Source organism: Pseudomonas sp. S2_F03 (assembly GCF_054668335.1).
The window spans coordinates 1788504-1813085 of record NZ_CP162759.1; the positions used below are offsets into that span (position 1 = coordinate 1788504).

The window sequence follows — 24582 nt, forward strand, 5'->3', positions numbered from 1 at the left end:
GTTATTCCTCAATCTCATTCAGGTTGCGCCCCGCCAGCGCGGCTTTCACCGTCGAGTCCAGGCGGCGGGCAGCAAAGGCGTCGGTCACTTGCGACAGACGCTTGGTCTGCTGCTCGATGGCGTAACCATCGGTACCTTTCATCAGTTCGGTCAGTTCCTGCATCTGCATCTCGATAACCATGCGCTCTTCGGCATCGAGCAGGCGTTCGCCGTCAGCGTCCAAAGCGCCCTGCACCGCTTCGATCAGGCGCTGGGCATCGACCTGCTGCTCACGCAATACGCGGGCGACCTTGTCGTCGTTGGCATGCTGGAACGAATCCTTGAGCATCTTGGCAATTTCGCCGTCGGTCAGGCCGTAGGACGGCTTGACCTGAATGCTGGCCTCCACGCCCGAACCCAACTCACGGGCCGAGACGCTAAGCAGGCCGTCGGCATCGACCTGGAAGGTCACGCGAATCTTCGCCGCGCCGGCCACCATCGCCGGAATGCCGCGCAGCTCAAAGCGCGCCAGGGAGCGGCAGTCGCTGATCAGCTCGCGCTCGCCCTGCAACACGTGGATCGCCATGGCCGACTGGCCATCTTTGTAGGTGGTGAAATCCTGGGCACGCGCGACGGGAATGGTGGTGTTGCGTGGAATCACCTTCTCCATCAGGCCGCCCATGGTTTCCAACCCCAGGGACAACGGAATCACGTCAAGCAGCAACAGCTCATCGCCGTCGCGCTTGTTGCCGGCCAGCGTATCGGCCTGGATCGCGGCACCAATGGCCACCACTTGATCCGGATCGATTTCAGTCAGCGGTTCGCGACCAAACGCTTCAGCGACCGCTTCGCGAACGCGAGGCACGCGCGTCGAGCCACCAACCATGACCACCGCATGCACTTCTTCCAGCTCGACACCGGAATCACGCACCGCGCGGCGGCAGGCTTTCAGGCTGCGAGCGACCATCGGCTCGATCAGCGCATCAAAGGCTTCGCGGGTCAGTTCGGCTTTCCAGCCGCCATGAGCCACTTCGACGGACGAGGCCGTGGTTAGCGCTTCTTTGGCGGCACAGGCCGTTTGCAGCAGATGACGCTGCACACCCGGATCGAGGTCAGCCGACAAACCGGCGCCCTTGATGATCCAGCCCGCGATTGCATGGTCGAAGTCATCGCCACCCAGCGCGCTATCGCCGCCGGTAGCCAGCACTTCGAACACACCACCCGTCAGGCGCAGAATCGAAATATCGAAAGTACCGCCACCCAGGTCGTAAATAGCGACCAGGCCTTCAGCATGCTGGTCCAGACCGTAAGCCACTGCGGCGGCGGTTGGCTCATTGAGTAAACGCAGCACGTTCAGGCCAGCCAGCTTGGCCGCATCCTTGGTGGCTTGACGCTGGGCATCATCGAAATAAGCCGGAACAGTGATCACTGCGCCGACCAGTTCACCGCCCAACGTCGCTTCGGCGCGCTGGCGCAATACCTTCAGGATGTCGGCCGAGACTTCGACCGGGCTTTTCGGCCCCTGAATGGTGTCGATGAACGGCATGTGCGACTCACCGCCGACAAAGCGGTACGGCAATTGATCGCCCAATTGCTTGACGTCGGACAGACCACGACCCATCAAGCGCTTGACCGACAGCACAGTGTTCAAAGGATCGGTAGCGGCGGCGAGCTTGGCGGACTCACCGACTTCAACGCGATCGGCGTGATAGCGCACCGCAGACGGCAGGATGACCTGCCCGTCAGCGTCGGCCAGAGGCTCGGAAAGACCACTGCGCAATGCAGCGACCAGCGAATTGGTAGTGCCCAAGTCGATCCCCACAGCCAGACGACGCTGGTGCGGTTGAGGACTTTGGCCGGGTTCGGCGATCTGCAGTAGGGCCATTGGTATCAGGACTTATCTGTATATCAGGCGTGCGACCGGAGCGGCACTGGGTTAATCGTCGAGGCGCTCTTCTAACTGGCGCACTTCGTAGGTGAGCTTGTCGAGGAACTGCATGCGTCGCATCAGGCGTTCGGCCTGTTCACGTTGCGCCGCATCATTCCAGCAAGCCGCGAAGCTTTGATTCAGTACATCCTGAGCAGTTTTCAGGCGACGCTTGAACGCTGCAACACCGGCCAGATCGGCACTGTCTTGCAGGTCTTCGAGCTCTTCACGCAACTCCATCTGCTGCAGAAGAAACTCCGGATCATGCACCGTGACCTCCAGCGGCAGCTCACCCCCATTCAAGGCGAGCAAGTAACGCGCGCGCTTGGGAGGACTTTTGAGCGTCTGGTAGGCCTCGTTGAGGCTCGCGGATTGCTCTCAGCGCCAACCGCTGCTCACGCTCGGAAGCATCAGCAAAGCGGTCCGGATGAACACTGCGCGCCAACTCACGGTAGCGCGTAGCCAGCTGATCGAGATCCAGATTGAAACCCGGCTGCAGCTCAAATAAAGCGAAATGACAAGGAGTACCCACGACAAGCCTCAGATATTGAAGCTTTCGCCGCAGCCACATTCACCGCGCACGTTGGGGTTGTTGAACTTGAAGCCTTCGTTCAACCCTTCCTTGACGAAATCGAGCTCGGTGCCGTCCAGGTAGGCCAGGCTTTTCGGGTCGATAATCACTTTTTCACCGTGACTTTCGAACACCTGATCCTCTGCAACCACCTCGTCGACAAACTCCAGCACGTAGGCAAGGCCGGAACAGCCCGTGGTGCGAACACCCAGACGAATCCCTTCACCTTTGCCGCGCCCGTCGAGGGAGCGCCGCACGTGTCGAGCAGCCGCTTCTGTCATGCTGATAGCCATCGGTGACTCCTTACTCGTCGCCAAAACCTGAAAGTCAGATCAAGCCTTTCTTCTGCTTGTAGTCGCGAACGGCCGCTTTGATAGCGTCTTCAGCGAGTACGGAGCAGTGAATTTTCACTGGCGGCAGGGCCAGTTCTTCAGCCAGCTGGGTGTTTTTGATGGTTTCTGCTTCGTCCAGGGTCTTGCCCTTCATCCACTCGGTGGCGAGGGAGCTGGAAGCGATAGCCGAACCGCAGCCGTAGGTCTTGAACTTGGCGTCTTCGATGATGCCTTGCTCGTTAACCTTGATTTGCAGACGCATGACGTCGCCGCACGCCGGAGCGCCGACCATGCCGGTGCCGACATCCGGGTCTTCCGCGTCCATCTTGCCGACGTTGCGCGGGTTTTCGTAGTGGTCGATGACCTTTTCGCTGTAAGCCATGATGCTTAATCCTCACTCATCAGAGAGTCGCTCTTAAAGCCCTGCAAACCTTGGTTTTACAGGGCCGGTTCGCGGCGACTTGAAATCAGTGTGCCGCCCACTCGATTTTCGAAATGTCGACACCGTCTTTGTACATGTCCCACAGCGGCGACAAAGTGCGCAGCTTGGTAACGGCCTCGCAGACTTTCTGCGCGGCGTAATCGATTTCTTCTTCGGTGGTGAAACGGCCGAAGGTGAAGCGAATCGAGCTGTGTGCCAGTTCGTCGTTGCGGCCCAGGGCGCGCAGTACGTACGAAGGCTCCAGCGAAGCGGAGGTGCAAGCCGAGCCGGACGATACCGCCAGATCCTTGAGCGCCATGATCAGCGACTCACCTTCAACGTAGTTGAAGCTCAGGTTCAGGTTGTGCGGTACACGGGCGGTCATGCTGCCGTTGATGTACAGCTCTTCCAGGCCTTCGACCTGCTTGAAGAAGCGGTCGCTCAGGGCTTTGATGCGTACGTTTTCGGCAGCCATGTCTTCTTTGGCCACGCGGAAAGCTTCACCCATGCCGACGATCTGGTGAGTCGCCAGGGTACCGGAACGCATGCCACGTTCGTGACCGCCGCCGTGCATGGTCGCTTCGATGCGAACACGCGGCTTGCGGCTGACGTACAGTGCGCCGATGCCTTTAGGGCCATAGGTTTTGTGGGCCGAGAACGACATCATGTCAACTTTCAGTTTCGACAGGTCGATGTCGACCTTGCCGGTGGACTGAGCGGCGTCGACGTGGAACAGGATGCCCTTGGAACGGGTCAGTTCGCCGATGGCTGCGATGTCGTTGATGGTGCCGATTTCGTTGTTCACGTGCATGACCGAAACCAGGATGGTGTCGTCACGCAGCTCTGCTTCGATCATCTCTGGAGTGACCAGACCGTCGGTGCGCGGCTCGATGTAGGTGACTTCGAAGCCTTCACGCTCCAGTTGGCGCATGGTGTCGAGGACAGCCTTGTGCTCAATCTTGGTGGTGATCAGGTGCTTGCCTTTGGTGGCATAGAAATGCGCCGCACCCTTGATTGCCAGGTTGTCGGATTCGGTGGCACCGGAGGTCCAGACGATTTCACGCGGATCGGCGTTGACCAGGTCTGCGACCTGACGACGGGCGTTTTCGACGGACTCTTCAGCTTTCCAGCCAAACACGTGGGAACGGGACGCCGGGTTACCGAAGTTTCCGTCGACCAGCAGGCATTCACTCATCTTTTGCGCAACACGCGGATCAACCGGGGTGGTCGCAGAGTAATCAAGGTAAATCGGCAATTTCATGGAAAATCTCCTAAATCAGGCTGGCTGGCGTGCCGTTAGCTCTTTGGCTGTCATTCGACGGCGGACGCTTCAATCTTGTCCAGGCGTGGCGCCTTGCTGTTGCAACGGCGCTGGTCCTGACGCTGGGCTATATCTTGTACCTCACGGCGAGTCACAAGGTCAGCCAAGCTGATACCGCTCAGAAATTCGTGAATCTGCAGGCTCAGGTCGCACCACAAGTGGTGAGTCAGGCAGGTATCGCCTGAATGGCAATCGCCTTGGCCCTGGCATTTGGTTGCATCGACCGATTCGTTCACCGCATCGATCACCTGGGCGACCTGGATGCCCTGCATGTCGCGGGACAGCTGGTAGCCGCCACCCGGACCACGGACGCTGGAGACCAGATTGCTGCGGCGCAATTTGGCGAAAAGCTGTTCGAGGTAGGACAGGGAGATGCCTTGGCGCTCGGAGATATCGGCCAGGGACACCGGCCCGTGCTGCGCATGCAACGCCAGATCGAGCATGGCGGTCACGGCGTATCGGCCTTTTGTAGTCAGTCGCATGGACAATTACCACGGAGTTCGGAATGGGGCGAGTATGCAATTCCCGAGTATTTAAGTCAACTATAAGACCTAGTACTTTAGTCAGGTTTACCCGCAAAAGAGCGGCAGCATCATAGCAAAGACTGGCCACAAACAGCCAGTGGTACCGAGTCGACTTCATCGCGGGCAAGCCCGCTCCCACAGGGATTTTCGGCGCTCACACCACCGGTGCTTCACCCGAGACCTGTGGGAGCGGGCTTGCCCGCGATGAAGTCGACTCGGTTCAGCTGGCCTGACTCTGATCCTTGTCCTTCACACACGCAAAGTCTTCTTCACGCAACTCAGGCAGATCTTTCGCACAATAATTACTGCCCAGATCCTTCAGCGCCCCGCACATGCCTTCCAGACGACCATCGACCGCCTGCAGGTGATCGAGCAGCTGACCAATGGCACGCGCCACCGGGTCAGGCATGTCTTCGCTGAGGCCGTAGGCATCAAAACCAATCTTCTCGGCCATCGCCTTGCGCTTGGCATCTTGCTCGACATCAGACTTGACGATGATTCGCCCCGGAATACCCACCACAGTGGCACCCGGCGGCACTTCCTTGGTCACGACAGCATTGGAACCCACCTTGGCCCCGGCACCGACAGTGAACGGACCTAACACCTTCGCGCCCGCCCCGACTACGACGCCATCACCCAAGGTCGGGTGACGCTTGCCCTTGTTCCAGCTAGTGCCGCCCAGGGTCACGCCCTGATAAATAGTGACGTCATCGCCGATCTCGGCGGTTTCACCAATAACGATGCCCATCCCGTGATCAATAAAGAAGCGACGACCTACCTTGGCGCCCGGATGGATCTCGATCCCGGTCAGCCAGCGACCGAAGTTCGAGACCAGTCGCGCCAGCCATTTCAGCTCTGCGCGCCACAAGGCCGACGACAGACGATGAATCCAGATGGCATGCATGCCCGGGTAGCACGTCAGAACTTCAAAAGCGTTACGCGCCGCCGGGTCTCGATGGAATACGCTTTGGATATCTTCACGCAAACGCTCAAACATCATTAATCCTTCCGCTTTAGTAGCTCGCCACGGGCCGCTTTCTGGGTTTCCGTGAGGATGCCACGCAATATATTCATTTCCGCCCGGCTGACCGAGCTACGTCCGTACAACCGGCGCAGGCGCGCCATCAAGTGCCGCGGTTTTTCCGGATCGAGGAATTCGATGGCCACCAGGGTTTGTTCCAGGTGCTCATAGAATCGCTCCAGCTCATCCATGGTCGCCAGCTCACCACTTTTGGTGGACGCGACTTCTTCCTTCTCGACCTTGCTCGGCTGCCCTTGGGCCGCGAGCCAGGACATGCGCACTTCATAGCTCAACACCTGCACCGCCGCCCCCAGGTTCAGCGAACTGAACTCAGGGTCTGAGGGGATATGCACGTGATAATGACATCGCTGCAGCTCTTCATTGGTCAGGCCAGAGTCTTCACGACCGAACACCAAAGCGATCTCGGCACCCTGCCCCGCCTCCTCCACCACTTTCACACCGCATTCGCGGGGGTCGAGCAACGGCCAGGGGATGCGACGATCACGCGCGCTGGTACCGAGCACCAGATTGCAACCGACCAAGGCATCTTCCAAGGTGGCGACGACTTGCGCGTTTTCAAGGATATCCCCGGCACCGGACGCACGAGCGTCGGCTTCGTGATGCGGGAATAACCGGGGTTCGACCAGCACCAGCCGCGACAAGCCCATGTTCTTCATGGCACGCGCAGCCCCGCCGATGTTGCCGGGATGGCTGGTATTGACCAGGACGACACGAATGTTATGCAACACGGGAGGCGTTCTCGAACACAGAAATAGGGAGCCGAATCTTACAGTTCCTACTACCGTTAAGCTATGAAAGCGAACACCAACCTTCACCTGTAGAAAAGTTCTGATAGAATGCCCGGCTTTCTTTAACAACCTTAGGTGACACATCCATGCAGCCCATGCTGAATATCGCGCTGCGCGCCGCCCGCAGCGCCAGTGAATTGATTTTCCGCTCCATCGAGCGCCTGGATACCATCAAGGTCGACGAAAAAGACGCCAAGGATTATGTATCCGAGGTGGATCGCGCCGCCGAACAGAAAATCATCGATGCGCTGCGCAAGGCCTACCCAAACCACTCGATCCTGGGTGAAGAAACCGGCATGCACGCCGGCAACGGCATCGAAGGCGAAGAATACCTGTGGATCATCGATCCGCTGGACGGCACCACCAACTTCCTGCGCGGCATTCCTCACTTCGCTGTCAGCATCGCCTGCAAATACCGCGGTCGCCTGGAACACGCTGTTGTTCTGGACCCGGTTCGCCAGGAAGAATTCACCGCCAGCCGTGGTCGCGGCGCTCAACTGAACGGTCGTCGCCTGCGCGTCAGCGGCCGCACCAGCCTGGAAGGCGCCCTGCTGGGTACCGGCTTCCCGTTCCGTGACGACCAGATGGACAACCTCGAGAACTACCTGGGCATGTTCCGCGCCCTGGTTGGCCAGACCGCTGGCATCCGCCGCGCTGGTTCGGCGAGCCTGGACCTGGCCTACGTGGCTGCCGGTCGTTTCGACGCGTTCTGGGAGTCGGGCCTGTCAGAGTGGGACATGGCTGCAGGCGCCCTGCTGATTCAAGAAGCTGGCGGCTTGATCAGCGACTTCACCGGCGGTCACGAATTCCTTGAAAAAGGCCACGTCGTTGCCGGTAACACCAAGTGCTTCAAAGCAGTACTGACGGCCATCCAGCCGCACCTGCCAGCCTCGCTGAAGCGCTAAGCTTCCAGCGACAAAAAAAGCACCCCTTCGGGGTGCTTTTTTTATGCCTGCGATTTGTGCATTCCCCCCACCCCCTGTAGGAGCCGGGCTTGCCCGCGATGGCGGTGTGCCAATCACCATGAATGGTGCAGGTGAAATCGCTATCGCGGGCAAGCCAGGCTCTACAGGTTTACGGTGTTCCCGCCGTCGTATTCCGGGCACAAAAAAAGCACCCCGAAGGGTGCTTCTTTTCCAATCTGTAACCTGAGTATTCAGCGATTCTCTTCGTTCTGCGACAGGATCAGCTTGCCTTCCTTGTCGACCGGAATCTGGTTACCCGGATCACGATCCATCCGCACCTTGCCTTCCTTGCCATCCAGCGAATACCGAACATCGTAGCCCACAACCTTGTCGCTGATGTCATTCACGGTGTTGCAGCGAGTTTGAGTCGTGGTGTAGGTATCACGCTCCTGCATGCCTTCCTGAACCTTGTTGCCTGCATAACCACCGCCGACAGCGCCTGCGACCGTAGCAATCTTCTTGCCGGTGCCGCCGCCGATCTGGTTACCCAACAGACCACCCGCCAACGCACCCACTACGGTACCGGCGATCTGATGCTGATCTTTGACCGGCGCTTGCCGAGTCACTGCGACATCCTTGCAAACTTCACGTGGCGTCTTGATCTGAGTCTTGACCGGCTCAACGGCGAGTACTTGCGCAAACTCAGGGCCGCTTTTAACCAAGCTGTAGGTGGCAACAGCACCCCCGGCAGTCACACCGACAGCACCCAATACCGCACCAACCAGCATCGACTTGTTCACATGAACCTCCTGACCATCACATGCGGGACAAACCCGCGCTTCTCCCAGCCTTGGAGCACAAAAAAAGGCGCGAGTTCAACTCGCGCCTTTTTGGGCTAACTACCGGGAAATGCGATGGCCGTTATGGACGGTCGTCGACTTCCTTCTCGGTATTGGCCGGTGGAATCAGGTCTTCAGTGCTCAGGTTCAGCCAGATCAGCACCACGTTAGCGATGTAGATCGACGAGTAAGTACCCGCCAGAACACCGACGAACAGCGCAATGGAGAAGCCGAACAGGTTGTCACCGCCGAAGAACAGCAGGGCCGCAATCGCCAGCAACGTGGAGATCGAAGTCGCCATGGTCCGCAGCAGGGTTTGCGTGGTCGAGATGTTGATGTTCTCGATCAGACTGGCCTTGCGCAGTACCCGGAAGTTCTCACGAACCCGGTCGAATACCACGATGGTGTCGTTGAGCGAGTAACCGATGATCGCCAGTACCGCCGCCAGCACCGTCAGATCGAAGGTGATCTGGAAGAACGACAGGATACCGATGGTCACGATCACGTCGTGGATCAACGAAACGATCGCACCGACCGCAAACTTCCACTGAAAGCGGAACGCCAGGTAGATCAGGATGCCGCCCAGCGCCATCAGCATGCCGAGGCCGCCCTGGTCGCGCAGCTCTTCACCCACCTGCGGGCCGACGAACTCGACGCGTTTGACCGTCGCCGGGTTGTCGCCACCGACTTTCAGCAGCGCTTCTGCCACCTGGTGACCCAGTTGCGGATCTTCACCCGGCATACGCACCAGCAAGTCGGTAGTTGCACCGAAGCTTTGCACGATGGCTTCGTGATAACCCGATGTCACCAGTTGCTCACGCACCTTGGTGACGTCAGCTGGACGCTCGTAGGTCAGCTCAATGAGCGTACCGCCGGTGAAGTCCAGGCCCCAGTTCATGCCCTTATGGAAGACACTGAAAATGGCCAGCGCCGTAAGGAACAATGTGACGCCGAACGCAAAGTTGCGAACGCCCATGAAGTTGATTGTACGTAACATGGCAGCCCCTTAAATCCACAACTTCTTGAAGTCACGACCGCCGAAGATCAGGTTGACCATCGCGCGGGTCACCATGATGGCCGTGAACATCGAGGTAAAGATCCCGAGGGACATGGTCACTGCGAAACCTTTGACCGGGCCTGTGCCCATCGCAAAGAGAATCCCGCCGACCAACAAGGTTGTCAGGTTGGCGTCGAGAATCGCGGTGAATGCCCGGCCGAAGCCTTCGTTGATTGCCCGTTGTACGGTCATGCCCGCCGCAATCTCTTCACGGATCCGCGAGAAGATCAGTACGTTGGCGTCGACCGCCATACCCATGGTCAATACGATACCGGCGATACCCGGCAGGGTCAGCGTTGCACCCAGCAGCGACATCAAGGCCAGCAGCAGCACCATGTTCACCGCCAGAGCGACGGTGGCGATGAGGCCAAAGAAGCGGTAGATGACCATGATGAACAGCGAGACAAACAGCATGCCCCACAGCGATGCATCGATACCCTTGACGATGTTGTCGGCACCCAGGCTTGGACCAATGGTGCGCTCTTCAGCGAAGTACATCGGTGCAGCCAGACCACCGGCACGCAGCAGCAGCGCCAGTTCGAAGACTCGCCCTGGCCGTTCAGGCCAGTGATGCGGAACTGAGCACCCAGCGGCGACTGGATGGTCGCCAGGCTGATGATCTTCTTCTCTTCTTTAAACGTCTGGACCGGCACGTCTTTCTCGACGCCGTTGACCATTTGCTTGGTGTAGGTGGTAACAGGGCGTTGCTCGATGAAGATCACCGCCATGCTGCGACCAACGTTGCTGCGAGTCGCACGACTCATCAGCTCGCCACCGTGGCCATCCAGACGGATGTTCACTTCTGGCGTGCCGTGCTCGCCGAAGCCAGCCTTGGCGTCAGTCACCTGGTCACCGGTGATGATCAGGCCACGCTCGATCTGTGCCGGCGGACGCTTGCCTTCACGGAACTCGAAGGTTTCGGAGGTAGCTTTCGAAGCACCCGGCTCAGCAGCCAGACGGAACTCAAGGTTGGCCGTCTTGCCGAGGATACGCTTGGCTTCTGCGGTGTCCTGGACGCCCGGCAGCTCAACCACGATGCGGTTGGCGCCCTGACGCTGAACGATCGGTTCGGCAACACCCAGCTCGTTGACGCGGTTACGTACCGTGGTCAAGTTCTGCTTGATGGAGTATTCACGGATTTCCGCCAGCTTGGCCGGGGTCATCGCCAGACGCAGCACCGGTTGACCATTGAGGTCGGCCGGAACAATGTCGAAATCGTTGAAGTTCTTGCGGACCAGCGCACGGGCCTCTTCGCGGGTTGCTTCATCAGTGAAGCCCAGCTGAATGGCACCGTTGAGTTGCGGCAGGCTGCGATAGCGCAGTTTTTCTTTACGCAACAGGCTCTTAACGTCGCCTTCGTACACTTTCAAACGTGCGTCGATTGCTTTGTCCATGTCCACTTCCAGCAGGAAGTGCACACCACCGGACAAGTCCAGACCCAGCTTCATCGGGTGCGCGCCCAGGCTGCGCAACCATTGCGGCGTGGTTTGTGCCAGGTTCAGTGCAACGACGTAGTCATCACCCAACGCCTTGCGCACGACGTCTTTGGCAGGCAACTGATCTTCAGCCTTGGTCAGGCGAATCAGACCACCCTTGCCGTTCGCAGCCAGGGTTGCAGCCTTGACGTTGATCCCGGATTCCTTGAGCGCAGTGCTCACACGATCCAGATCAGCCTGATTGACGAGCAGCGCAGTACTTGCACCGCTGACCTGAATGGCCGGGTCATCAGGATATAGATTGGGAGCGGAATAAATCAGACCGACCGCCAGCACCGCCAGGATCAGAATGTATTTCCACAGAGGGTATTTGTTCAGCATCACGCCGCCCGTTTATGACGCGGGGCGCCTTGCGCGCCCCGTCGATTGAATATGAAGTTGAAACTTAGATCGCTTTCAGCGTGCCTTTTGGCAGCGTCGCGGCAATAGCGCCCTTCTGGAACTTCATTTCGACAGTGTCGGAAACTTCCAGAACAACGAAATCGTCTGCAACTTTAGTGATCTTGCCGGCGATACCGCCAGTGGTCACAACTTCGTCGCCTTTTTGCAGGCTGCTCAGCAGGTTCTTTTGTTCTTTGGCGCGCTTGGCCTGTGGACGCCAGATCATCAGGTAGAAGATGACCAGGAAGCCGACCAGGAAAATCCACTCAAAACCGCCACCCATAGGGCCCGCAGCAGGTGCAGCGGCGTCAGCCATGGCATTAGAGATAAAAAAGCTCATTTAGCACTCCAGTTGCAAATGTTGAATCTTGGGGTCAGAAAACTCAGTCCAAAGGCGGAACAGGTAACCCGCGTTTGGCGTAGAAGGCATCGACAAAGGCGGCCAATGTACCCTGTTGAATAGCCTCGCGCAAACCAGCCATAAGCACTTGATAATGACGCAAGTTATGGATGGTATTGAGCATGCTCCCCAGCATTTCGCCGCACTTGTCCAGGTGATGCAGATAAGCACGGGAGAAGTTCTGGCAGGTATAGCAATCGCAGGTCGGATCGAGCGGCGAATCATCATGGCGATGGAACGCGTTACGGATCTTCAGCACGCCGGTATCAATGAACAGATGCCCATTGCGGGCATTACGGGTTGGCATCACGCAATCGAACATGTCCACACCGCGGCGCACACCCTCAACCAGATCTTCCGGTTTGCCAACGCCCATAAGGTAACGAGGTTTGTCAGCCGGCATCTGACCCGGCAGGTAATCCAGCACCTTGATCATTTCGTGTTTGGGCTCGCCCACCGACAGACCGCCGATGGCCAGGCCATCAAAGCCGATCTGGTCGAGGCCTTCCAGGGAGCGCATGCGCAAGTCCTGGTGCATACCGCCCTGAACAATGCCGAACAGCGCCGCCGTGTTGTCGCCATGGGCTTCTTTCGAGCGCTTGGCCCAACGCAACGACAACTCCATCGACACGCGAGCGACGTCTTCGTCAGCCGGGTACGGGGTGCATTCGTCGAAGATCATCACGATGTCCGAGCCCAGGTCACGCTGGACCTGCATCGATTCTTCCGGGCCCATGAACACTTTGGCGCCATCAACCGGGGAGGCGAAAGTCACGCCCTCCTCTTTGATCTTGCGCATGGCGCCCAGGCTGAACACCTGGAAGCCGCCGGAGTCGGTCAGAATCGGGCCTTTCCACTGCATGAAATCGTGCAGGTCGCCGTGCTTCTTGATCACTTCAGTGCCAGGACGCAGCCACAAGTGGAAGGTGTTACCCAGAATGATTTCCGCGCCAGTGGCGGTGATATCCCGCGGCAGCATGCCCTTGACCGTGCCGTAGGTGCCCACCGGCATGAAGGCCGGGGTTTCTACGGTGCCGCGTGGAAAGGTCAAACGACCGCGACGAGCCTTGCCGTCAGTAGCAAGCAACTCAAACGACATACGACTTTGGCGACTCATTCTTTGTCCTCAGGGCCACGTGGTGCGGGGTTACGGGTGATAAACATCGCATCACCGTAGCTGAAAAAGCGGTATCCATGCTCGACGGCCGCTTTATAGGCAGCCATGGCTTCGGGATAACCGGCGAACGCCGAAACCAGCATCAACAGCGTGGATTCAGGCAAATGGAAGTTGGTGACCAGGGCATCGACCACATGAAACGGTCGGCCCGGGTAGATGAAAATGTCGGTGTCGCCACTGAACGGCTTGAGCACGCCATCGCGCGCAGCACTTTCCAGCGAACGCACGCTGGTGGTCCCCACGGCCACCACGCGACCACCGCGAGCGCGGCAAGCGGCAACCGCATCCACCACGTCCTGGCCGACTTCCAGCCATTCGCTGTGCATGTGGTGGTCTTCGATCTTCTCGACGCGTACTGGCTGGAACGTACCGGCACCGACGTGCAGCGTCACGAACGCGGTCTCGATGCCCTTGGCGGCAATCGCCTCCATCAGCGGCTGATCGAAATGCAGCCCCGCCGTCGGCGCCGCCACGGCACCCAAACGCTCGGCGTACACGGTCTGATAACGCTCGCGGTCCGAGCCTTCATCCGGGCGGTCTATATAAGGCGGCAACGGCATGTGCCCGACGCGGTCGAGCAGCGGCAACACCTCTTCGGCGAACCCCAACTCGAACAACGCATCGTGGCGCGCCAGCATCTCGGCCTCGCCACCGCCATCGATCAGGATCTTCGACCCCGGCTTCGGCGACTTGCTGGAACGCACATGCGCCAGCACGCGATGACTGTCGAGCACGCGCTCGACCAGGATTTCCAGCTTGCCGCCGGAAGCCTTCTGGCCAAACAGCCGCGCCGGAATCACCCGGGTATTGTTGAACACCATCAAATCGCCCGGGCGCAAATGCTCGAGCAAATCAGTGAATTGACGGTGTGCCAGGGCGCCGCTGACCCCATCAAGGGTCAACAGGCGACTGTTGCGACGCTCGGCCAAAGGGTGGCGGGCGATCAGCGAATCTGGGAGTTCGAAAGTAAAGTCAGCAACGCGCATGATGGGGTTCGTCTAGCAGGGGCCGGAAGTCTAGCCGAAATAGTGAAAATTCTCTATGTACCTGATTGACCGACGGTAATCTCATCTCTATACTTCGCCGCCATTGAGCCCTGATGGCGGAATTGTAGACGCGGCGGATTCAAAATCCGTTTTCGAAAGGAGTGGGAGTTCGAGTCTCCCTCGGGGCACCAAAATTAAGAAAGGTCTTGCTTAGCAAGGCCTTTTTTTTCGTCTGCCGAAAAGTGCCTGACACAACGCCGACCTGCAGGAGCCGGCTTGCTGGCGATGCTTTAATTTCTCGCCTCCTCGACCGGTACGACCCTTCTCAAGGATTCACCCCATGGAACTGCTGCTGGAAACTGTTGCTCTGTTCTGCCTGAAGCTTGCTTATGAGACGGAGGATTCGAGTCCGATTCTTCGGGATGATTTGGTGATGAGTGAGTATGAGCGGGAGGTTTTTGGGTTACTGGTAAGGAGGGGGATGTTGAGGGGATTCAGGCGAAAGTGAATGAATGCTTGAGATTGGCGCTGAACGCAATCGGCGGTGTTGATACGGTCCTGGGTCGTGAGTTACATCGGTTGGCAGCAGATTTCAGCGTTGTGCGGACGACAAAGCAGCTTGATCCGCCGCTCATCGCGCTCAAGGGTTACCTGAAAGATATTCAATGAACGACGGTGGGCGGCCTAAAAAAGTGGGAACGCCCTACAACCGGACAGACCTGATCGCCACGTCTTATCCAATATTAAAATTGTCCACTTTTTTTCACATATGTGATATCAAATGACTCTGTTTCGACACATCAAGCCCCATACAAAAGTGCATCAGGATGGCGCATTAAATGGATGCAAAAGAATTCAAGAGTTTTATTAGATCGCAATCCCCACAGACTATTGCAGAAAAACTTATTCTAAAAACCTCCATCCACGCCATAAATTCCGAAGAAACATACAAAGCGTACAAAGATCTAATAATGGCAGACCATCAAAACGCCTACCGCATTGCCGTAGTAGGGTCTGCCAACTGGAAGTTTAGCTTAAACCCAAGAAAAAACTTAAGCGAGTTCCACGAAAAATCCGACATTGACATAGCAATCATTTGTGCCGAAAGCTATTTACAAACTTGGGACGAGTTAAGATCGTACCACCGAAATAGCTACTACTCGCTCGACTTAGTTGGGCAACAAGCACTTAGAAGGCATGGCGAAGATGTATACTCCGGATTTGCCTCCCAAAATGGATGCCCTCGCTAAAGTCAGAAATTCGGCAGCGATACGAAAAACTCACCAACAAGTACTCAAATCGAACGGTGGGATTCAAGACCGTAAACATGATGTACTTTCGAAACATGGAAGAAACAATTGATTATTACGTGCGCGGAATACGTGCAGTAAAACAGTAGAGGCCAACATGGAATACGAAGTTAGTTTACAAACTATCTCCTGGTTCAATCGCCTGCGAACAGACCAGAGCTTGCAAATTAGTCCAAAATTTCAACGTCGAGCGGTCTGGATGGACAAAGAACGCTCTCTACTAATGGACACCATTCTCAGTAACTTGCCTTTTCCAGAAGTCTACATGCAAGTGCAAACCAACACGGAAACTGGTGAACAGCAACATATCGTCGTGGACGGCCAGCAACGTATAACGTCAATCCTCCAATTCATTGACAACATTTATCCTCTCCCTACAAATGACAATTGGAAAGGTCAGTATTTCCGAGACCTTGACACACCTCAAAAAGAGTTATTTTGGGACTACAAAATAGTAGTTCGTTTCCTACGAAAAACTAATGACGACGAAATACGAAACATCTTCACTCGCCTAAATACAAACAATGTCGTTCTTAACGATCAAGAATTGCGTAACGCAAGATACATTGGATTCTTCAAACAGCTAGCAGAACGCCTTGCGGACAACCCATACTTTCAAAGCATTGGCCTTTTTACACCCAGAGATGTTCGGCGAATGCTCGATATAGAGTACGTGAGCGAGCTACTACTGAGACAAGTTTATGGCATAACGAACAAGAAAGACCTGCTCGAACTGGCGTACATGGAATACGACGACGAATTCCCGATGGAAGTGGAACATGAAACCGCCTTCAATACCGCAATCGGCCTTATCAAGACAATTCTAGACAAAGAAAACCTACCACTATTTAAATCGAAAGGTGTGTTTCACTCCCTATTTGGCGTCTGCTATGAGTACTACCAAAAATGTGATCGCCCATACTTCTCAAACTTAGAGGAAGTGAAAGGTAGACTTACGGAACTGGTAATTAGAGCCAAAAACAATCAATTCGCCCCTGAAGATGTTGATATCGCGTCGTATGCAGAGGTTTCGTCGCGATCAACATCTGACAAATCAAAAAGGGCTGAGAGAGAACGTATCTTCTGGCACATCATTAGCACCGCCGAAGGACTGAACTAGCAGAAAAAAGGAAAAAAGGAGCAAAAGGGGACAGATTGATTTTAAATGAAATGAATCCGCTCCCCTTTTTTCTGTAGATTAGTGCGAGCCATAGACTGTCCACCCTAAAAAATCAGAGTCTAAAAACTAGGTAGTACAAAAATGAGAGCACAGAATGACCCCTACTGATTTATCCAAAAATATTGGGCGGCTTCGAACCAAAACTCAAAAGTCACTAAACAATATCTACATTTGGACTTCCTTTGCGCGCAGCGCCCTTAATGTTGCAAAAAATGATGCAGCGTTCTTAAGTCAAACACGATTGAAAGTCCCCTCAAAAGTGAGAGGAAAAGAAGTTGAACGAACAGTCCCCCAGCTAAAAGAAATTGCTGAAGTGGCAGTTTCTTGGGAAATCTATTACTCCGTATTTGTTTATGCGGTCGCTCAGGTTGAGGCGTTTTTCGGGGATGCTTTATTTGAAATTCTCAGCTTCGATAGTCGTCGACTTCAAACTCGCGTAAAAGGAATTGACCACACGAACAAAATTGATGTTTCAGATATAATCAAAGCATCCTCTCGTGAGGAAATCGTAGCAGGCATAATCGAAAAAGAATTAGCATCACTATTTTATGCTGCCCCTTCACTGCAGATGGAGTATTTTCAAGCGGTAGCAGCCATATCACTTCCTGACGACTTAATTCTCCAGTGGCTCGAAATAAAAGCAACTAGAGACATCATCGTTCACAACTCTGGGATTTCAAATTCTGTATATATAAAAAAATCAAGCTCCTACGCACGCGCCATGGATGGTGAAACACTACCGATGGATGATAAATATTTTGCGCTCGCAGTCTCCTCTATGAAATCACTTATCGGAAAGTCCTCATCCCTTATCCAATACAAGTTAAAAGAAAAGTCCTCCTAGAAAAACTCTATCTCATATGGGATCAGACCACGTTATACGATTTTCTGAATCGTGGTCTGCCCGGACTCTAGAATGATTTCATCAGAGCTACAAACTATTCTTCAAGATTCAACTATGTATTTATAATTTCCACAGACAACTAAAATTCCTCGATTAAGTTATTCGCCATATAATGCAACCATTGCTCTTTTTATTTCTACTCAAGCTTCATAGAGATTATAAATTTATACCGGCTCGTCTAGTACTTACTTGAGGGGTCGCTAGCGGAGTCTCTGCCTCCTAAGTAAGAATCCTTTATTATCAAAAACGTGTATTAGGCTGAAATACGCGTGACACTTGTTACGAACACAACGGGGCAGAACACATTTTTTCGTCTCGGGCGGTTTGGATCAAAGCCTTCGAAGGTTGCGAGAAAAGGTCCGGCACGATACCCTCTCACCCGTCGCTGCCTATTCAGCGACCGGGTGTGGAAACCCGTGTAATTCAAGGCGCAACAGCGCCCCAATCACGTCTGCCGGCGCTTTTTTTATGCCTGCTGCGTGAGATATGGCGGCTGTGCGTGGGACGTCTTCGGGCGTGCCGGTTTCCTTGATTCCCGGTTTTCCACCCTGCGCACAGCTGTCACCCATTCGTGTGGAAACGGATATGGCAGCTCCATATATCAAGGAGTCTGATAATGCGCAGCATCAATCCGTACAAAATTTTGCCTTTCCCTCAACGCGACTCCCAGTTGCGGAACGCTCCACTGTCCACCCTCTCCCACCGCCTCTCCGTCATCGGAGGTGCCCAATGACCGATCAATCAGAGCTGAAAACCATCGGCCTAACCCCTGCCATTTACTGCGCAGACCAACCACTCTTCCACGTCACTCGCGGCGTTCCACTCGGCGATGCATTGGCCATGGCTTCTGACTTTCTGTTTCTCGCCAAGAAGCTGAACGAGGATGCCGCGTACGCCACAGACACCGACCGCCACGCCTGGGCTGCGCATTATTTGACGGCGATGAGTAAGGCGGTGGTTGATGATGCGGTGAAGGTGCTTGGGCGGGGTCGGGGTTCTGCTGCGGCGCCTGAGCGGGCGGCGGCGTCTGAAGGGTAAACGCTGAAAAATGGGGGAGCGGACTGCTTGATGACGGCGGTTGGTTCAGGATTGATGTTGGCTGAACTGGCGCTATCGCGGGCAAGCCCGCTCCCACAGGGATTGCGGTTAGCTGGAGGTCGTTGTTAGCCCCGAGGTTTTCGGGGCTTTTTCGTGTTGGGGTCAGAGGACGTGTTGGGAGATCAGTTTTGAGATTTCTACCATCGATGTCCTGCCGGTGAATTCGAATTTCACTTTGCCCAGTGACGAGAAATAGATCTCCAGCTCTGAATCCAGGTCAAAGGTCCCGGACGTTTCCACCGAGTACGCCACGATGTTTTTGTAGGGCAGCGAGGTGAAGTCTTTTTTGCTGCCGGTGATGCCTTGTACGTTGACGGCGATGATGCGTTTGTTGGTGAACACTACGCCGTCGCGCATGGATTTGTAGGCGTCGATGACCTGCTCCCCTTCCAGCAGCAGTGCGCTGACGCGTTCGGCGTATTCTTCGTTTTGCTTGAGTTTGAAGAAGCCTTTGTTGTTGAAATCAATCATCTGTCATTCCCTGTTTTTTGAACGTAAATCCCGAGTGCGGGCTGCATACGGCGCCTTGGGCTGGGCCTCGTCTAGACTTAACGGGTAGTGGTCGTAGAAAGAACCAAACACGTCGCTTTGGTGCAGGCGAATCAATACCAGCGTGGCAAGCTCCCTTAATGCCCTATAAAAGGTGCGGCAAAGACTGCGCCGGGCACAACAAGATGCCCACTCAGGGTGCCCTGGCCAACGGCCTGACAATGCCACGATACCGTGACGTGGTGTGAATGCCGCAGCCGACACTTTCGGACAATCGACGACCGCCTGGTTTGTCCGTGACCGTGAGGAATGCTGTATGCCTGATGAGATGTTGCAATTGCCTATGGTCAACAGCGTGCTGGAGCGCCACAAGGGCTCTGCGGGTGCACTGTTGCCCATTCTTCATGAGATTCAGGCCGGTATCGGTTACATCCCCGATGCCGCCATCCCCGAGATTGCCCACGCCCTCAATCAGAGTCAGGCCGAGATTCGTGGGGTGATCAGCTTCTACCATGACTTCCGCACCGCGCCGCCGGCCCGGCATATCCTGCGTCTGTGTCGGGCGGAGTCGTGCAAGAGTCGCGGCGCCGAGCAGTTGGCCGCGCAGTTGCGTGAACGTCTGCAACTGGATGACCACGGCAGCAGCGCCGATGGCAGCATCAGTTTGCGTCCGGTGTATTGCCTCGGTGCTTGTGCTTGTTCGCCGGCGCTGGAGCTAGATGGTCAGGTGCATGCGCGGCTGAGTGCCGAGCGTCTTGATGCATTGCTCGACGCTTGCCGGGAGGACGTATGAGCCTCTATCTATCCTGTGATTCGCTGGCCCGTGCCGTGGGTGCCGATGCGGTGGCGTCTGCCCTTGCCAGCCACGACCTGCAACGCACCAGCTCTCGTGGCCTCTATTGGCTGGAACCCTTGCTGGAAGTGGACACCGCGCAAGGCCGAATCGGTTTTGGCCCACTGACCGCTAGCGATGTGCCGTCCGTGCTCGATGCGCTGCAAGGCGACCCGTCCTCGCACCCACTGGCCTTGGGCCTGGTGGAAGAATTGCCGTATTTGAAGTCTCAACAACGTTTGCTGTTCGCCCGCGCTGGCATCACCCGGCCGTTGTCGCTGGACGATTACCGGGCCCACGGAGGTTTCGAGGGTTTAACAAGGGCCGTCACTATTGGCGGCGATGAGACCGCGACCGCGGTGTTCGATTCAGGCCTGCGTGGCCGTGGCGGTGCAGCCTTCCCCGCCGGGATCAAATGGCGCACGGTGCGCGCCACCCAGGCTGCGCAGAAGTACATTGTGTGCAACGCCGACGAAGGCGACTCCGGCACCTTCGCCGACCGCATGTTGATGGAAGGCGACCCCTTCCTGCTGATCGAAGGCATGGCCATTGCCGGCATCACCGTCGGCGCCAGCTACGGCTACATCTATGTGCGCTCGGAATATCCACAGGCCATCGCCACGCTGAACGAGGCGCTGGCGATTGCCCGGACTAACGGTTACCTCGGCGCCAACGTCGGCGGCAGTGGCTGGGCCTTCGATATGGAAGTGCGTGTCGGTGCCGGCGCTTACATCTGCGGTGAAGAAACCGCGTTGCTGGACTCGCTCGAAGGCAAGCGCGGGATCGTCCGCGCCAAGCCGCCGATTCCTGCATTGAAGGGCCTGTTCGGTCTGCCGACGCTGGTGCACAACGTGCTGACCCTGGCCTCGGTGCCGCTGATTCTGGCCAAGGGTGCGCAGTTCTATCGCGATTACGGCATGGGCCGTTCCCTCGGCACGATGCCTTTCCAATTGGCGGGCAATATTCGTCGTGGCGGCCTGGTGGAACGGGCCTTTGGCCTGACGCTGCGTGAATTGGTGGAAGACTACGGCGGTGGCACCGCCAGTGGCCGGCCGCTGAAAGCCGCACAGGTCGGCGGCCCGCTCGGCGCGTGGGTGCCACCTTCGCAATTCGACACGCCGCTGGATTACGAAGCGTTCGCCGCCATCGGCGCCATGCTCGGTCACGGCGGTGTGGTGGTGGCGGACGACACGCTGGACATGGCCCACATGGCGCGTTTCGCCATGCAGTTCTGCGCCGAGGAATCCTGTGGCAAATGCACGCCTTGCCGCATCGGTTCGACCCGGGGCGTGGAGGTGATCGACCGTCTGCTGGCCGCACCGGACCAGAACGTTCGCGATGCGCAGGTGATCATCCTCAAGGACCTGTGCGACACCCTGCAATACGGTTCGCTGTGCGCGCTGGGTGGCATGGTTTCCTTTCCGGTCGCCAGCGCCCTCAAGTACTTCCCCGCCGACTTCGGTCTGCAATCTTCGGAGGCCGACCAATGATCACCCTCTTCGACCCGAACACCGATATCGATCTCGGCACCCCGGCCCGCGACAGTCAGGTGCAAGTCACCCTGAACATCGACGGCCGTAGCATCAGCGTGCCGGAAGGCACTTCGGTGATGCGCGCCGCTGCGCTGATGGGCACCACGATTCCGAAACTATGCGCCACCGACAGCCTCGAAGCCTTCGGCTCGTGCCGCATGTGCCTGGTGGAAATCGACGGCATGCGCGGTTACCCGGCGTCCTGTACCACGCCGGTCAGCGAAGGCATGACCGTGCACACCCAGACACCAAAGCTTGCGACCCTGCGGCGCAACGTCATGGAGCTGTACATCTCCGATCACCCGCTGGACTGCCTGACCTGTTCGGCCAACGGCAACTGCGAGCTGCAAACCGTGGCTGGCCAAGTCGGGCTTCGGGAAGTGCGTTACGGCTATGAAGGCGACAACCATCTGGCCGATGTGAAGGACACTTCCAACCCTTACTTCGATTACGACCCGAGCAAGTGCATCGTCTGCAACCGCTGCGTGCGCGCCTGCGAAGAAACCCAAGAGTACGTTTGCCCTGACCATCACAGGGCGCGGTTTTGAATCCCGTGTGTCCGCTGCCGGTGGCGATAATTTCCTCGACTCCGAATGCGTGTCTTGCGGCGCCTGTGTGCAGGCCTGCCCTACCGCGACCCTGATGGAAAAAAGCGTGATCGAACTGGGTCAGCCCGAACGCAGCGTGATCACCACGTGTGCCTATTGCGGGGTGGGCTGCTCGTTCCGCGCCGAGATGAAAGGCGACCAACTGGTGCGCATGGTTCCGGACAAAAACGGTCAGGCCAACCATGGCCACTCTTGCGTCAAAGGGCGCTTTGCCTGGGGCTATGCGACCCACCCGGATCGCATCACCAAACCGATGATCCGCCAGCACATCAACGACCCTTGGCAGGAAGTCAGCTGGGATGAAGCGGTGACTTACGCCGCCAGCGAATTCCGCCGGCTCCAGCAAAAATACGGTCGCGATTCCATTGGTGGCATCACCTCCAGCCGCTGCACCAACGAAGAAACCTATCTGGTGCAAAAACTGGTGCGCGCCGCGTTCGGCAACAATAACGTCGACACCTGTGCGCGGGTCTGCCACTCGCCGACCGGTTATGGCCTGAAACAAACCCTGGGCGAGTCCGCCGGCACCCAGAGTTTCGACTCGGTGATGCAGGCCGATGTGATCCTGGTGATGGGCGCCAACCCGAGCGACGCCCACCCGGTGTTCGCCTCCCAGCTCAAACGTCGCCTGCGTGAAGGCGCGCGGTTGATTGTCATCGATCCGCGACGCATTGATCTGGTGGACTCGGTGCATGCCCGCGCTGAATATCATTTGGCCCTGCGCCCGGGCACCAACGTCGCGATGCTCAACGCCTTGGCCCACGTCATCGTCACCGAAGGCTTGCTCGATCAGGCGTTTATCGACGCCCGTTGCGAGGGCAGCGATTTCACTCGTTGGAGCGAGTTTGTCAGCCGCGCAGAAAACTCGCCGGAAGTGCTTGGCGCCATCTGCGGCGTAGAGCCTGCCGACATTCGCGCCGCCGCTCGTCTGTATGCCACCGGCGGCAACGCGGCGATCTATTACGGCTTGGGCGTCACCGAACACAGCCAGGGCAGCACCGCTGTCATGGGCATCGCCAACCTGGCCATGGCCACCGGCAACATCGGCCGCGAAGGCGTGGGCGTGAACCCGCTGCGGGGGCAGAACAATGTTCAGGGCTCCTGCGACATGGGCTCCTTCCCCCACGAGTTGCCCGGCTACCGGCACATTTCCAACGAGGTGGTGCGGGCGCAGTTCGAACAGGCGTGGAACGTCACGCTGCAACCCGATCCGGGCCTGCGTATTCCGAACATGTTCGAGTCTGCACTGGCCGGCAGTTTCAAGGGCTTGTATTGCCAGGGCGAGGACATCGCTCAGAGCGATCCGAATACCCAGCACGTCACCGCGGCGTTGTCGGCCATGGAATGCGTGGTGGTGCAGGACATTTTCCTCAATGAAACTGCCAAATTCGCCCACGTATTCCTGCCGGGCGCTTCGTTCCTGGAGAAGGACGGCACTTTCACCAACGCCGAGCGGCGCATTTCGCGGGTACGCAAGGTCATGGATCCGCTGGGCGGCAAGGCTGACTGGGAAGGCACCGTGGCCTTGGCCAACGCGTTGGGCTACCCGATGAATTACCAGCACCCATCAGAAATCATGGATGAAATCGCCAGCCTGACGCCGACCTTCACCAACGTCAGCTACGCCGAACTGGATCGCCACGGCAGCCTGCAATGGCCGTGCAACGCTGCGGCACCGGACGGCACGCCGACCATGCACATCGATGAATTCGTGCGCGGCAAGGGGCGCTTCATGCTCACCGGCTACGTGCCCACCGAGGAAAAGGTCAACAGTCGCTATCCGCTGCTGCTGACCACCGGGCGCATCCTCAGCCAGTACAACGTCGGCGCCCAGACCCGACGTACCGAAAACGTCGCCTGGCACGACGAAGACCGCCTGGAAATCCACCCGACCGACGCCGAGAGTCGTGGCATCAACGAGGGTGACTGGGTCGGCATCGGCAGCCGCGCCGGACAGACCGTACTGCGTGCGCGGGTCACCGAGCGGGTTGCGCCGGGCGTGGTGTACACCACGTTCCACTTCCTGAATCGGGGGCCAACGTCATCACCACCGACAACTCCGACTGGGCCACCAACTGTCCGGAGTACAAGGTCACCGCCGTGGAGGTCAGCCGCGTCTACCACCCTTCCGAATGGCAAAAACGCTATCAGGCATTCAGCGACGAACAACAGCGGTTGCTCACCGAACGCCGCCAGGCACGCACCGCTGGAACAACCGCCGAGGTGCGCCGATGAGCACTGAAAACCTGATCAAAATGGCCAACCAGATCGCCCAGTACTTCGCCACCGAACCCGACCAGCAAGCGGCCGTGCTCGGCGTGCGCAATCACATTCAGATGTACTGGACGCCCGGCATGCGCAAGGAATTACTGGCCTGGCAGACGGAGCATCAGGGGGCAGACATGCACCCATTGGCGCAGGCAGCCGTCAGTGGGGCGGGCTGGGAGGCTTAGGTTCTCTCGAATGACCCCTTGTCCTGTGAA

Annotated in this window: 21 protein-coding genes, 1 tRNA gene and 4 pseudogenes; 11 read left to right on the forward strand and 15 right to left on the reverse strand. The window is 57.2% G+C overall.

The window, feature by feature from the left end; translation table 11 throughout:
• Position 1: 1 nt before the first annotated feature.
• The 8 genes and pseudogenes from hscA to trmJ form a co-directional block, all read right to left on the reverse strand.
• Positions 2–1864: a Fe-S protein assembly chaperone HscA gene (gene hscA, locus AB4N76_RS08465; protein ID WP_077431310.1), complete on the reverse strand. Its 1863-nt coding sequence runs from the start codon at positions 1862–1864 to the stop codon at positions 2–4.
• Positions 1865–1915: 51 nt separating this feature from the next.
• Positions 1916–2438 (reverse strand): annotated as a pseudogene (gene hscB / locus AB4N76_RS08470) (co-chaperone HscB).
• A gap of 8 nt (positions 2439–2446) precedes the next feature.
• Entirely contained in the window at positions 2447–2770 is a 324-nt protein-coding gene (gene iscA, locus AB4N76_RS08475; protein ID WP_003227904.1) for an iron-sulfur cluster assembly protein IscA, read from the reverse strand.
• A gap of 34 nt (positions 2771–2804) precedes the next feature.
• Entirely contained in the window at positions 2805–3191 is a 387-nt protein-coding gene (gene iscU, locus AB4N76_RS08480) for a Fe-S cluster assembly scaffold IscU (protein ID WP_003443374.1), read from the reverse strand.
• 85 nt (positions 3192–3276) lie between these two features.
• Positions 3277–4491 carry an IscS subfamily cysteine desulfurase gene (locus AB4N76_RS08485; RefSeq protein ID WP_046026628.1) on the reverse strand — a complete coding sequence of 405 codons (1215 nt, stop codon included), beginning with the start codon at positions 4489–4491 and terminating at the stop codon, positions 3277–3279.
• Positions 4492–4541: 50 nt separating this feature from the next.
• Entirely contained in the window at positions 4542–5033 is a 492-nt protein-coding gene (gene iscR / locus AB4N76_RS08490) for a Fe-S cluster assembly transcriptional regulator IscR (RefSeq protein WP_007948177.1), read from the reverse strand.
• 262 nt (positions 5034–5295) lie between these two features.
• On the reverse strand, positions 5296–6072 hold the full coding sequence (cysE, locus tag AB4N76_RS08495) for a serine O-acetyltransferase (protein WP_460164371.1): 777 nt from the start codon (positions 6070–6072) through the stop codon (positions 5296–5298).
• 2 nt (positions 6073–6074) lie between these two features.
• Complete coding sequence (trmJ, locus tag AB4N76_RS08500) at positions 6075–6845, reverse strand: tRNA (cytosine(32)/uridine(32)-2'-O)-methyltransferase TrmJ (protein ID WP_046026630.1); 771 nt, start codon at positions 6843–6845, stop codon at positions 6075–6077.
• Positions 6846–6991: 146 nt separating this feature from the next.
• On the opposite strand from trmJ, the gene suhB reads away from it, so the two are divergent.
• Positions 6992–7810, forward strand: coding sequence for a type III secretion system regulator SuhB (gene suhB, locus AB4N76_RS08505; protein ID WP_109784974.1), 819 nt, complete (start codon positions 6992–6994; stop codon positions 7808–7810).
• A 251-nt stretch (positions 7811–8061) separates the two neighbouring features.
• On the opposite strand, the gene AB4N76_RS08510 is transcribed toward suhB, so the two are convergent.
• The 6 genes and pseudogenes from AB4N76_RS08510 to queA form a co-directional block, all read right to left on the reverse strand.
• Positions 8062–8610, reverse strand: coding sequence for a glycine zipper 2TM domain-containing protein (locus AB4N76_RS08510; RefSeq protein WP_046026633.1), 549 nt, complete (start codon positions 8608–8610; stop codon positions 8062–8064).
• A 121-nt stretch (positions 8611–8731) separates the two neighbouring features.
• Positions 8732–9646 carry a protein translocase subunit SecF gene (gene secF, locus AB4N76_RS08515; protein WP_046026635.1) on the reverse strand — a complete coding sequence of 305 codons (915 nt, stop codon included), beginning with the start codon at positions 9644–9646 and terminating at the stop codon, positions 8732–8734.
• 9 nt (positions 9647–9655) lie between these two features.
• A pseudogene (gene secD / locus AB4N76_RS08520) lies at positions 9656–11523 on the reverse strand (protein translocase subunit SecD).
• A gap of 64 nt (positions 11524–11587) precedes the next feature.
• Positions 11588–11923: a preprotein translocase subunit YajC gene (gene yajC / locus AB4N76_RS08525; RefSeq protein ID WP_007982729.1), complete on the reverse strand. Its 336-nt coding sequence runs from the start codon at positions 11921–11923 to the stop codon at positions 11588–11590.
• A 43-nt stretch (positions 11924–11966) separates the two neighbouring features.
• Positions 11967–13082: a tRNA guanosine(34) transglycosylase Tgt gene (tgt, locus tag AB4N76_RS08530; RefSeq protein ID WP_128870527.1), complete on the reverse strand. Its 1116-nt coding sequence runs from the start codon at positions 13080–13082 to the stop codon at positions 11967–11969.
• Between the two features lie 14 nt (positions 13083–13096).
• Entirely contained in the window at positions 13097–14146 is a 1050-nt protein-coding gene (queA, locus tag AB4N76_RS08535; protein WP_077431307.1) for a tRNA preQ1(34) S-adenosylmethionine ribosyltransferase-isomerase QueA, read from the reverse strand.
• 107 nt (positions 14147–14253) lie between these two features.
• On the opposite strand from queA, the gene AB4N76_RS08540 reads away from it, so the two are divergent.
• The 6 genes and pseudogenes from AB4N76_RS08540 (at position 14254) to AB4N76_RS08565 (ending at position 18578) form a co-directional block, all read left to right on the forward strand.
• Positions 14254–14337: transfer RNA gene (locus AB4N76_RS08540), tRNA-Leu, on the forward strand.
• Between the two features lie 149 nt (positions 14338–14486).
• Positions 14487–14815: pseudogene (locus tag AB4N76_RS08545) on the forward strand (hypothetical protein).
• A gap of 170 nt (positions 14816–14985) precedes the next feature.
• A complete protein-coding gene (locus tag AB4N76_RS08550; protein ID WP_460164372.1) occupies positions 14986–15396 on the forward strand; it encodes a hypothetical protein in 411 nt (136 codons plus the stop codon).
• Between the two features lie 157 nt (positions 15397–15553).
• The gene (locus AB4N76_RS08555) at positions 15554–16576 is read left to right on the forward strand and encodes a DUF262 domain-containing protein (protein WP_460164373.1); all 1023 of its coding nucleotides are present in this window, start codon (positions 15554–15556) and stop codon (positions 16574–16576) included.
• Between the two features lie 154 nt (positions 16577–16730).
• Complete coding sequence (locus AB4N76_RS08560; protein WP_460164374.1) at positions 16731–17480, forward strand: hypothetical protein; 750 nt, start codon at positions 16731–16733, stop codon at positions 17478–17480.
• Between the two features lie 789 nt (positions 17481–18269).
• On the forward strand, positions 18270–18578 hold the full coding sequence (locus tag AB4N76_RS08565; protein ID WP_460164375.1) for a DUF3077 domain-containing protein: 309 nt from the start codon (positions 18270–18272) through the stop codon (positions 18576–18578).
• Positions 18579–18740: 162 nt separating this feature from the next.
• Here the strand turns inward: AB4N76_RS08565 and AB4N76_RS08570 are convergent, their stop codons facing one another.
• Positions 18741–19109: a PH domain-containing protein gene (locus AB4N76_RS08570; protein ID WP_460164376.1), complete on the reverse strand. Its 369-nt coding sequence runs from the start codon at positions 19107–19109 to the stop codon at positions 18741–18743.
• A 334-nt stretch (positions 19110–19443) separates the two neighbouring features.
• Here AB4N76_RS08570 and AB4N76_RS08575 point away from each other — a divergent pair, with 334 nt between their 5' ends.
• From AB4N76_RS08575 to AB4N76_RS08590, 4 genes and pseudogenes are all read left to right on the forward strand, one after another.
• Positions 19444–19920 (forward strand): formate dehydrogenase subunit gamma, encoded by a 477-nt coding sequence (locus AB4N76_RS08575; RefSeq protein ID WP_140668453.1) that lies wholly within the window; start codon positions 19444–19446, stop codon positions 19918–19920.
• Positions 19917–21449 carry a formate dehydrogenase beta subunit gene (locus AB4N76_RS08580; RefSeq protein ID WP_460164377.1) on the forward strand — a complete coding sequence of 511 codons (1533 nt, stop codon included), beginning with the start codon at positions 19917–19919 and terminating at the stop codon, positions 21447–21449. Before AB4N76_RS08575 ends, AB4N76_RS08580 begins: the two co-directional genes overlap by 4 nt.
• Positions 21446–24334 (forward strand): annotated as a pseudogene (gene fdhF / locus AB4N76_RS08585) (formate dehydrogenase subunit alpha). Before AB4N76_RS08580 ends, fdhF begins: the two are co-directional and overlap by 4 nt.
• The gene (locus tag AB4N76_RS08590) at positions 24331–24552 is read left to right on the forward strand and encodes a formate dehydrogenase subunit delta (RefSeq protein WP_077431296.1); all 222 of its coding nucleotides are present in this window, start codon (positions 24331–24333) and stop codon (positions 24550–24552) included. The pseudogene fdhF and the gene AB4N76_RS08590 overlap by 4 nt, the downstream one beginning before the upstream one ends.
• Positions 24553–24582: the final 30 nt, after the last annotated feature.